Raw genomic sequence first — 10,936 nt, forward strand, 5'->3', positions numbered from 1 at the left:
GGATGCAACACGCCGCCCGCAACTACGCCATCGTCACGGCGTCGTACTGGGGGTTCACCCTCACCGACGGCGCCCTGCGCATGCTGGTGCTGCTGCACTTCTACCAGCTGGGCTATTCGCCGTTCACCCTGGCGTTCCTGTTCCTGCTCTACGAGGCGGCCGGTATTCTGGCCAACCTCATTGGGGGCTGGCTGGCCACGCGCTACGGCATCACCCGCATGCTCACGGTGGGCCTCACGACCCAGATTGTGGGCTTCACGGTGCTGTCGCTGCTGAACCCCGAATGGACGGCCGCGATGTCGGTGGCCTGGGTGGTGGTGGCGCAAGGCATTTGCGGCGTGGCCAAAGACCTGACCAAGACCGCCAGCAAGTCGGCCATCAAGGTGACGCAGGCAGCGGCGAAAGAACAGGACAACGGCCAGCTGTTCCAGTGGGTGGCCTGGTTCACCGGCAGCAAGAACGCCATGAAAGGCTTCGGCTTCTTCCTGGGTGGTGTGCTGCTGCAGACGCTGGGCTTCCAGGGCTCGCTGTGGTTGATGGCCGGTCTGCTGGCGGTGGTGCTGCTGGGCGTGGTCACGGCGTTGCCTCAGATGATGGGCAAGAGCAAGGCCTCCAAGAGCGCGAAAGAGCTGTTTGCCAAGAGCGCCGGCATCAACGCGCTGGCCGCTGCCCGCGTGGCGCTGTTCGGCGCACGCGACGTGTGGTTTGTGGTGGGCGTGCCGGTGTTTCTGTACTCGGTGGGCTGGACCTTCACCATGGTGGGCGCCTTCCTGGCCGCCTGGACCATCGGCTATGGGCTGGTGCAGGCGCTGGCGCCGAACCTCGTGAAGCGCAGTGCCGACGGCCTGAGCCGAGAGGTGCCCGCCGCACGCCTCTGGTCGGCCTTGTTGGCACTGGTGCCGGTGGCCCTGGCCGCCGTGGTGGTGCTGGACGTGCCCCACCTGGAATGGGTGGTGGTGGCCGGGCTGGGCGTGTTTGGCTTTGCGTTCGCCGTCAACTCGTCGGTGCACTCCTACCTGGTGCTGGCCTATGCCGGCAGCGAAAAGGCCGCCGAAGACGTGGGCTTCTACTACGCCGCCAACGCGTTGGGGCGCTTTCTGGGCACGCTGCTGTCGGGCCTGTTGTACCAGTGGGGTGGGCTGCTGTATGCGCTGGTGGGATCGGCTGCGATGCTGGGCCTGTGCTGGCTGCTGACCCTGGGCCTGCCCACCACCGGGCCGGCGCGGGCCGCGAATGCGCCCTGAGGTGACACCCATGAACGAACCCGACGTGGTCCAGGCGCTGGGCGCGCTGGCGCAAGAAACGCGGTTGAGGCTGTTCCGCCTGCTGGTGGTGGCCGGGCCGCAGGGCCTGACGCCGGGCCACATGGCCGACACGCTCGGCGTCTCCGCCACCGCCCTGTCGTTCCACCTGAAGGGGTTGAGCCACGCCGGCCTGGTGCACAGCGAGCGCGACGGGCGCCACCTCATCTACCGCGCCAGCATTGCGGCGATGAACGAACTGCTGGCCTTTCTGACGGCGGAATGCTGCCAGGGCCAACCTTGCCTGAACCTGCCGGTGCCCGTGTGCGCCCCGGCTTGCAGCGATTGTTAAAGAAAGAGCCACCATGGGCCTGTTTGAACGGTTTTTGACGGTGTGGGTGGGGCTGGGCATTCTGGCCGGCGTGGGGCTGGGCCTGGCGGTGCCCGGGGTGTTCCAGGCCGTGGCGGCGCTGGAGGTCGCGCAGGTCAACCTGGTGGTGGCGGTGTTCATCTGGGTGATGATTTACCCAATGATGATTCAGATCGACTGGCACGCGGTCAAGGACGTGGGCAAGCGCCCGCAGGGCCTGCTGCTGACGCTGGTGGTCAACTGGCTCATCAAGCCCTTCACCATGGCGGCGCTGGGCGTGCTGTTTTTCCAGCACCTGTTTGCGCCCTGGGTGGACCCGCAATCGGCCAGCGAATACATCGCTGGCATGATTTTGCTGGGCGTGGCCCCGTGCACCGCCATGGTGTTCGTGTGGAGCCAACTGGTCAAGGGCGACGCCAACTACACGCTGGTGCAGGTGTCGGTGAACGACCTCATCATGGTGTTCGCCTTTGCGCCCATTGCCGCCTTTTTGCTGGGCGTGACCGACGTCACCGTGCCGTGGGAGACGCTGCTGCTGTCCACCGTGCTCTACGTGGTGCTGCCCCTGATGGCCGGTCTGCTGACACGGCGCGCCCTGCTGCGGCGTTCGCGCCCGGCGCTGGACGCTTTCGTGCACGGCATCAAGCCCTGGTCGGTGGCCGGGCTCATCGCCACCGTGGTGCTGCTGTTCGGCTTCCAGGCCGAAACCCTGGTGGCGCAGCCGGGCGTGATCGGGCTGATCGCGGTGCCGCTGGTGCTGCAGACCTACGGCATCTTTTTCCTGGCCTGGTGGGGGGCGCGCTGGCTCCAGCTGCCGCACAACGTGGCCGGCCCGGCCTGCTTGATCGGCACCTCCAACTTTTTCGAGCTGGCGGTGGCCGTGGCCATTTCGCTGTTTGGCCTGCAGTCGGGCGCGGCGCTGGCCACCGTGGTCGGCGTGCTGGTGGAGGTGCCGGTGATGCTGTCGCTGGTCGCCATCGTCAACGCCTGGCAACCCCGTGCCCACCCCGGAGACCGCGCATGAGCGACATCACCATCTACCACAACCCCCGCTGCGGCACCTCGCGCAACGTGCTGGCGCTGATCCGCAACAGCGGGGTGGAGCCGCAGGTCATCGAGTACCTGCAAACACCGCCCAGCCGCGCGGAACTGCTGGCCCTGGTGGCCGCCATGGGCCTGCGCCTGCGCGATGTGCTGCGCCAGAAGGGCACGCCCTACGACGCGCTGGGGCTGGGCCATCCGGCGCTGACCGATGCGCAGCTGCTGGACGCCATCGAACAGCACCCCATCCTGATCCAGCGGCCCATCGTGCGCACGCCGTTGGGCGTGCGCCTGTGCCGGCCATCGGAGCGGGTGCTGGACATCTTGCCGAACCCGCAGCAGGGCGCGTTCACCAAGGAGGACGGTGAGGTGGTGGTGGACCAGGATGGGCAACGTGTCTGAAGTCGCCACCCTGCCGTTGCACGCACTGCCTGCCGTTGCCCCCGCGCTTTTTCGGGTGCCAGACCCTGAGCGTCTGGCTTCGCCGGTCCGCTCCCGCCATCCGCCGCGCATCCTGTTGCTGTACGGCTCGCTCAGGCAGCGGTCCTTCAGCCGCTTGCTGGTCGAGGAAGCCGCCCGCTTGCTCCAGGCGATGGGCGCAGAAACCCAGGTCTTCCACCCCTGCGGGCTGCCGCTGCCGGACGACGCGCCCGAGAGCCACCCCAAGGTGCAGGAATTGCGCCAGCTGGCGCAGTGGGCCGAAGGCATGGTGTGGTGTTCGCCCGAACGCCACGGTGCCATGACCGGCATCATGAAGGCGCAGATCGACTGGATTCCCTTGTCCGCTGGCGCGGTGCGCCCCACGCAGGGCAAGACGCTGGCGCTCATGCAGGTCTGCGGGGGCAGCCAGTCGTTCAACGCGGTGAACCAGATGCGCGTGCTCGGGCGCTGGATGCGCATGCTGACCATTCCCAACCAGTCGTCGGTGGCCCAGGCCTTCCAGGAGTTCGGTGACGACAACCGGATGAGGCCGTCCAGCTACTACGACCGGGTGGTGGACGTCATGGAGGAGTTGGTGAAGTTCACCTGGCTCACGCGGGATGTGTCGCTTTACCTGGTGGACCGCTACAGCGAACGCAAGGAAACGGCCGAGGCACTGTCCCAGCGGGTGCATCTGACCCCAGCCACCTGAGGTCGGTCTGCTGGGCCGGGCTTGACCCTGGTCAACCCAATGCACCGGGGCCGGGGCTAGACTCAGGCGCATTGGGAGGACCCCATGGACGTTGTCTTGCACCTGTTGGGCGCCGGCGCCGGCAACCTGGCCGCCTACCTGGCGGCCCACGTGCTGCTGTGCCTGGTCCCGGCGTTTTTCATCGCGGGCGCCATGGCGGCGCTCATCCCCAAGGCCAGCATCACCCGCTGGCTGGGGCGCCACACGCCGGCCCATGTGTCCTACCCGGCGGCCGCGGCGGCCGGCTCTTTGCTGGCGGTGTGTTCCTGCACCATCGTGCCGCTGTTCGGCGGCATCTACCGCAAGGGGGCGGGGGTGGGGCCGGCCGTCACCTTCCTGTTCTTTGCGCCGGCGGGCAACATCATGGCGCTGGCCTACACCGGCAGCATCCTGGGGGCGGAATTGGCGTTGGCGCGCTTGCTGCTCTGCCTGCTGTTCGGCACCGGTATCGGCCTGTTGATGGCCCTGCTGTTCTGGCGCGACGACGCCACCCACGACGCGCAGACCGACGCGCTGTTTGCGCAGCAGGCCCGCCTGGCACCGGCGGCCACTGGCTTGCTGCTCTCCATGGTCGCGTTGCTGGTGGCGGGCACCCTCAAGCTCTGGCCACTGACCACCACCGTGGCGACGCTGACCTTGCCCCTGGGTTGGGCCGAAGCCTGGCAGGCCACCTTGTTCCAATGGGTGCCGTTCGATGCGGCCAAGGGCGAGGAGGGCGTCACGCTCCAAGGCTCCCTGCTCATCGGGTTGCTGGTCGCCATTGCGATGACCGCATGGCAGGGGCTGGAAGACATCATCGAAGGCCCCAACCGCTGGACCTGGGTGACGCTGGGCCTGACGGCGGCCACCCTGTTGGTGGCCGCCTTGCGCTTCACCCCACAAGCGGGCGGGCTGGAGCTGGCCATCACCGGCCGCTTCTTTGGGGTCGCCGCCTGCCTGTGGGCCGTCTGGCACCACGCCAGCGCGCTGGGGGCCGATGACCGCCAGGCCTGGCTGTGGGAGGCCTGGCGCTTTGTGAAGCAGATTTTTGGGCTGTTGGTGGTGGGCGTGTTCGTGGTGGGCGTGGTGCGCCAGCTGATTCGCCCCGAATGGATAGAGACCCTGGCCGGTACCAACAGCGTCACGGCCAACCTGGTGGCCGTGGTGTTTGGCGTGTTCATGTACTTCCCGACGCTGGTGGAGGTGCCGGTGGCCCGGATGTTCCTCGACCTGGGCATGCACCCCGGCCCGCTGCTGGCCTACCTGATGGCCGACCCGGAGCTCAGCCTGCAGAGCATGCTGATGGTGGCTGCCGTGATGGGCCGCCCCAAAACCGCCGCCTACGTGGGCCTGGTGGCCCTGTTCAGTGTGGCGGCCGGGCTGCTGTACGGTGCGTGGGTGGATGGCCTGTCGGTGTGGCGGCTGGTGGGCGGTCTGGCCGCCAGCGTCGCCCTGCTGGGCGGTTTGATGTGGACGCTGCACCGCCGGCAGCGGCGCACCGTGGCCGGCGCCTGATGGCCGTTTTCTTTCAAGGAGTTCCGATGTTGCACCTCAAGATCCTGGGTTCGGGCTGTGCCAACTGCAAAAAGCTGGAGGCCGTGGCGCGGGAGGCCGTGGCCAGCACCGGCGTGGCGGCCACCATCGAAAAAGTCACCGACCTGCAGGCCATCCTGGCCCACGACATCCTGTCCACGCCCGCGCTGGTCATCAACGGCCAGGTGGTGGCCAGTGGCCGCATACCCACCCAGGCCGAAATGCAGCAGTGGCTGACGCCCTGAGGGGCCGGCCTGGGCGGCAGGGCCTCAGGCGAGCCGGTCTGGAGCGGCCGCCCCTGTGGGCCGCCCCCGCGCCAGGTAGTGCCCGATGCGCCAGATGTGGTGACCGGTGCGCTCCAGCCAGCGGTAGGCGTCGGCCTTGGCCAGCAGGTCGGCCGCCGGCCCGGACGGCGTGTCCGAGCCGTCCAGCAGCGCGTGGCGCATCTGGCGCGACAGCTCGGTCAGCCCCAGGGCGTTCACTTCCAGCTCCGGCAGGGCCTCGTCCAGGCGCCGCGCGGCCAGCCCTTGCCGCGCCAGCGCCAGCATCTGCCGGTTGTGCGACAGGGCCCAGGCGTAGCCCGGCGCGCTCAGGTCCAGGCCGGCGTGCAACAGGTCGTCGAGCCGGGTGCGAAAGCGCAGCAGGTGGTCGATGGCGTGCAGCTGCGCGATCCGCTGCGCCGCCGCGGCGGCGTCGTCGGGCCGCAGTTCGATGCGGCTGACGAAGGCGTACGCCGTGTCCAGCGAACGCCCCAGCGCCTGCAGGCGGCCCGGCGTGGGGGCGGGCGCCGCCGGGGTCAGCAGGTCGCTGTAGAGCGCCAGCAGCTGCTCGGTGGTCTGCTCCAGGGCCCGCTGCGCCGCTTCCAGCGCCACCGCCGGCAGGGCCAGCAGGGAGTCGTCGAGCCGCTGCGTCAGCGGCTCGCCCTTGTCGGGCAGCAGCCGCTCCACCAGACCGGCAAAGCGCGGCACCACCGGCAGGAACAGCACCACCCCCAGCGCGATGAACAGGGTGTGGAAGGCGGCCAGGCTCATGGCGCCCGCGTCCAGACCGGCATGGGTGCCCAGCCAGGCAATCACCCAGAACAGCAGCGGCAGCAGGGCGATGGCCAGCGCCCCGGCCACCGCGTTGAACAGGATGTAGGCCACCGCCGTGCGCTTGGCGTGCAGCGTGCCGCCGATGGTGACCAGGGCCCCGGTCAGGGTGGTGCCGATGGCCGCACCCACCACCAGGGCGGCGGCCTGGTCGAAGTTGATGGTCTGGGTGTGCAGCGCGGTCAGCGTGGTGGCGATGGCCGCGGTGGACGACTGCAGCACCGCCGTCAGCGCCAGACCGAACAGCAGGATCAGCACGCTGGCGCCGTAGCCGCCCGAGGGCAGGCTGGCCAGGTCGAACACCGTGGCCAGGCCGCGCATGCCGTCCTGCAGGGTGTTGAGGCCGGTGAACATGGTGCCAAAGCCCGCCAGGGCCAGCCCGAATTCGGCCAGCCGGCCTTTGGCCGTCAGTTTGAGCAGCGCGCCCAGCCCGATCAGGGGCAGCGTGTAAAAGCCGAGGTTGACCTTGAGCCCCAACCCGGCCACGATCCAGCCGGTGGCGGTGTTGCCCAGGCTGGCGCCGATGAGCACCCCGATGGCCTGGCTGAAGCTGATGAGGCCGGCGCTGACGAAGCCGATCAGGGTGACGGTGGTGGCCGACGACGACTGCACCACCACCGTGGCGAGCGCGCCCGACACCACCGCCGCGGTGGGGGTGCCGGTGAAGCGCGACAGCGCCCGCTTCAGCAGGTCGCCGCCAAAGGCCACCAGCCCCTGGGACAGCAGCATCATTCCGATCAGGAACAGGCCCAGGCCACCGACAAACGGGAACAGCATCTCCTGCATCGGATTCACCCTAGCGGTGCCACCAGCTGCCCCCGCGGGCGCGGGCGGGTGGGGGCGTGGTGGGTTGCCCAACCTGGGCGGGGTTCCGGGGCTGGCAGACCCAGGGTCTGCGTCAGGGCCCTGGGGTCACTCGGGAGAAGTGGGGAGGTCATGGGCAATCGGCGGTTGGGGTGGCCGGGGTCTGGGGTGGCGGTTGTCGCACCCTGGCAACACCCTGGTGGCATTCTAGCCAGCCACCCGCGCTGGGGTGCCGTGTGAAACAATGGCAGTTTCATCATGGTTGATCGGTTCAGGCGTTCCAGCAGGCGACGCCCCCCCGCGCACATGTCCACACCAGACTCTCGCATCGCGGCCTCCCTGTGGACCGCCCAAGCCGCCGCGGCCACGGTGTCGCTGGTGGGGGCCGGTGTGCTGCTGGGCTGGGCGTTCGGCATTGCCAGCCTCAAGCACGTGGTCCCCGGCCTGGTGTCCATGGTGCCGAACACGGCCCTGTGCCTGTGCCTGCTCGGGGCGGTGGTGTTCCAGCGGGCCAGGGCGGCGGTCCCGCCCACCCTGTACGCGGCGGGGCAGGCCATCGCGCTGCTGGTCGCGGTCGTCAGCGGCCTCACGCTGCTGCAATACCTCAGTCACCAGGATTTCGGCATCGACCAGTTCCTGTTTCTGGACGACACACGGGTCATGCCCGCCGAGTACCCGGGCCGGATGGCGCCGGTGACCGCCATTTGCCTGCTGCTCTCCAGTTTCTCCCTGCTGCTGGGGCGTTGGACGCACGTTCCCTGCGTGCTGGCGGTGTGGGTGCTGCTCTTCGGCGTCCTCGCCGTCACCGGTTATGCCTTCGGGGTCAGTTCGCTGTACCAGGTCATTGGCTACACCTCGGTGGCGCTGCACACGGCCGTGGCGCTGGTCCTGCTGAGCGTCGCCATGCTGGCCTCCAGGCCCCGGCAGGGCATGCTGCCCATCATCCTGAGCCGTTCGGCTGGCGGGGACGTGGCGCGCCGCTTGCTGTGGATGGTGCCCCTGCTGTTGCTGTGGCTGGACTGGCTGGTGCTCCAGGGTGAAAAGGCGCAGTGGTACGACAGCCGGTTCGGCTACGCGGTGTCGGCCGTCAGCGCAATGGCCGCGTCCACCGCGGTGATTCTGCTCGTCGCCTACAAGCTCCACCTGGCCGACCGGCAGCGCCAGCAGGCCTTGGTGCAGTTGGCCGAGCTCAACAGCCAGCTGGAGGCCAAAGTGGCCGACAGAACGCAGGCCCTGACCCTGGCCAACGAACAGCTGGCCCAGGAAATCGCCGAGCGCAAGCAGGCCGAAGAACGGGTGCACCGCCTGTCCCTGACCGACGAACTCACCGGGCTGCTCAACCGACGGGGCTTTTTCCTGCTGGCCGAACAAGCCCTCAAGACCGCGCGCCGGGTCCGCAACGAGCTGACCCTGATCTACATCGACCTGGACGGCCTCAAGCGCACCAACGACGAACGCGGGCACCAGGCCGGCGACACCATGATTGTTGAAACGGCGCAGCTTTTGAAAGCCAGTTTCCGGGAGTCTGACCTGGTGGCCAGGCTGGGCGGGGACGAGTTTGCCGTGCTGGCCGTCAGCGGCGACACACCCGAGTCCATGCTGCAGCGCTTGCAGCGCGCCTTGGGGCGGTTCAACAAGGACGGCGTCTTGCCCGATCCCTTGTCGTTCAGTGTCGGCTCGGTCGGCTGCCGACCGCAGGATGAGCTGTCGCTCATGGAACTGCTGGCCGAGGCGGATGCCCGGATGTACCTGCAGAAGCAGGAGCACAAGCAAGCGTCAACATTGCCAAACGCTGGCGCTTGAGCGGCCGGTGCAGCGTGCCGCAGGACGTGTTGCGCGTTGCTTGCTGCAAACACGCAGCACCAAGTCGCCAGAAAGCAAAAAGCCCACTGAAAGTGGGCCAAGTGCTTGGTTTTTTTGGCTCCCCGACCTGGGCTCGAACCAGGGACCTACGGATTAACAGGGGTCTGTAACCCATATTTTTCAACAACTTAGGCCCGTCTTCGCTCGCCAAATTTCGTCAAAACGTGCCAAGATTGTCACGGTGCCAACGCCGCCGAACAACGTTCAAAGCCGCCCCATCAAAAGATGTTGCTCCGCACAGTGAGCGTAAGGTACAGTGCTAAAAATACACCGCAGCGCGTCGTTGGACGAGCAGCATGCGTGGTTGGTTTGTATGCCCCTGCATATAGAACAAAAAAGGGGCATCGCAAGAAGACTGTAGAGGGACGATGGTCTTGCTATACACCAAATTGTTAAATGGATATGCGCCCAATCGGGTGTTTACTGCACGTTAGATTCACACGCATCACACTTGCCTCAGGGAGAACAACATGGCCACGCCAACGAAAATCAGAACAGAAGCAGAAGAGTCGCTAGCCAGGATGCAGCAATTTGATGTTTCATCACTTCCGCGAGAGCGGGAACTGGGTAGCGAGGTCAACTTTCTTGATGCCGTAGAACCTGCTACGCGGCTTGTTGATCTATACAAACGATTGTCTGTTACTGCCCTTGATGATCTGTCGCAGCAGGGGCTTCAACAAGTCAGAGATCGTGCGAATTCTGATTTTGCGCTCCTGAAGCAGGCTCTCGACTTTAAGCTCGCATCACAACAAAACCCGCAGGCGACGAGAGATTCAATCATTCAGCAACTCACTGCGTCCTATGACCCCTCATTCCAAACGCTGCACCCATATATCGCCTACTCACTACACCGGTCTGCTGATTTCCAAAGACTTGATTCTGATGCTCGGGCGACAATGCAAGCAATCTCTGATCGTGCAGGAAAAGTAGAAGCCCAGCTTCAAGAGCACGAAAAAGAAGCGCAACGAGTACTTACTGAAATTCGTTCCGTTGCTGCGGAAGAAGGGGTAACACAGCAGTCGGCGCATTTTCGTGCCGAAGCTGATAGGCACGACACCGAGGCCGAAACTTGGCGAACCCGCACCGTGAATCTTGCTATCGCTCTTGGCGTATATGCCGCGTTAAGCGTATTCCTGCACAAAATTCCATTTCTTACCCCAACCTCAAACTACGAAACCATCCAGCTTGCTATTAGCAAGGTTCTTGTTTTCTCCGTGTTGGCCTACATGCTGTTTCTTTCCGCACGCAATTTCCTGAGTCACAAGCACAATGCGATTGTGAATCGCCACCGTCAAAATGCATTGATGACGCACCGAGCATTGGTTGAGGCAGCAAGTGACCATGGCATCCGAGAAGCGATCATGGTTCAGGCAGCCGGTTGCATTTTCTCCCCTCAAAACACTGGTTATACGGGTGGTGCGTCTGGTGGTGACAGCCCAAGCCCGAAGTCAGTTGTTGAGCTGCTTTCCAAAGCTGGCGGCAAAGGTGAGTGAATCTAACATTCGCTCCAAGGGACGCGCCGCAAGCGGCGCGCCCCTGAGCTTGCACGTTAGCCACCTTCAGCCATCATGGCCAACACATCGATGACTCTAAAAGACATGATCGGGCTAGCTGCCGACATGATGACTTTGTTTGGCGTGACCGGGATATTTACTTGGTCGCCCCTGATTTATTCATTTCAAGCCACGCGCAGCCGGTTTGACACCGGTTGCGCGTCCATTGGAGGAAGTTTTGCGAGCCAACCAGCCTGAGCCAAGGCCGGGGTCAACACTGCGCGCAGGCGCAAAAAAAGCTGGCCCAAGAAGGTGATGCCCTTCTTGGCGATCATGCGCAGCAGCCAGCG

10 protein-coding genes are annotated in these 10,936 nt (G+C 65.8%); 9 read left to right on the forward strand and 1 reads right to left on the reverse strand.

Features of this window, described 5'->3' with window-relative positions; translation table 11 throughout:
* Positions 1–2: 2 nt before the first annotated feature.
* The 7 genes from arsJ to HA630_RS21865 all read left to right on the forward strand — a co-directional run bounded on the left by arsJ (position 3) and on the right by HA630_RS21865 (position 5,580).
* Positions 3–1,244: an organoarsenical effux MFS transporter ArsJ gene (arsJ, locus tag HA630_RS21835; protein ID WP_208300213.1), complete on the forward strand. Its 1,242-nt coding sequence runs from the start codon at positions 3–5 to the stop codon at positions 1,242–1,244.
* A gap of 10 nt (positions 1,245–1,254) precedes the next feature.
* Positions 1,255–1,593, forward strand: a complete 339-nt coding sequence (locus HA630_RS21840; RefSeq protein WP_166837669.1) for a helix-turn-helix transcriptional regulator — start codon at positions 1,255–1,257, stop codon at positions 1,591–1,593.
* A gap of 13 nt (positions 1,594–1,606) precedes the next feature.
* Positions 1,607–2,635 (forward strand): ACR3 family arsenite efflux transporter, encoded by a 1,029-nt coding sequence (gene arsB, locus HA630_RS21845; protein WP_166837671.1) that lies wholly within the window; start codon positions 1,607–1,609, stop codon positions 2,633–2,635.
* Complete coding sequence (arsC, locus tag HA630_RS21850) at positions 2,632–3,054, forward strand: arsenate reductase (glutaredoxin) (RefSeq protein ID WP_166837673.1); 423 nt, start codon at positions 2,632–2,634, stop codon at positions 3,052–3,054. The genes arsB and arsC overlap by 4 nt, the downstream gene beginning before the upstream one ends.
* Positions 3,047–3,784, forward strand: coding sequence for an arsenical resistance protein ArsH (gene arsH / locus HA630_RS21855; RefSeq protein WP_371809320.1), 738 nt, complete (start codon positions 3,047–3,049; stop codon positions 3,782–3,784). Before arsC ends, arsH begins: the two co-directional genes overlap by 8 nt.
* 84 nt (positions 3,785–3,868) lie before the next feature.
* Positions 3,869–5,317 carry a permease gene (locus HA630_RS21860; protein WP_166837677.1) on the forward strand — a complete coding sequence of 483 codons (1,449 nt, stop codon included), beginning with the start codon at positions 3,869–3,871 and terminating at the stop codon, positions 5,315–5,317.
* 26 nt (positions 5,318–5,343) lie between these two features.
* Positions 5,344–5,580 (forward strand): thioredoxin family protein, encoded by a 237-nt coding sequence (locus HA630_RS21865; protein ID WP_166837679.1) that lies wholly within the window; start codon positions 5,344–5,346, stop codon positions 5,578–5,580.
* Positions 5,581–5,604: 24 nt separating this feature from the next.
* Here the strand turns inward: HA630_RS21865 and HA630_RS21870 are convergent, their stop codons facing one another.
* Complete coding sequence (locus HA630_RS21870) at positions 5,605–7,212, reverse strand: Na/Pi cotransporter family protein (RefSeq protein ID WP_166837681.1); 1,608 nt, start codon at positions 7,210–7,212, stop codon at positions 5,605–5,607.
* Between the two features lie 324 nt (positions 7,213–7,536).
* Here HA630_RS21870 and HA630_RS21875 point away from each other — a divergent pair, with 324 nt between their 5' ends.
* Entirely contained in the window at positions 7,537–9,033 is a 1,497-nt protein-coding gene (locus HA630_RS21875) for a GGDEF domain-containing protein (RefSeq protein ID WP_166837683.1), read from the forward strand.
* A 530-nt stretch (positions 9,034–9,563) separates the two neighbouring features.
* Entirely contained in the window at positions 9,564–10,586 is a 1,023-nt protein-coding gene (locus HA630_RS21880) for a hypothetical protein (RefSeq protein ID WP_166837685.1), read from the forward strand.
* Positions 10,587–10,936 lie beyond the last annotated feature (350 nt).

The organism is Aquabacterium sp. A08 (assembly GCF_011742065.1).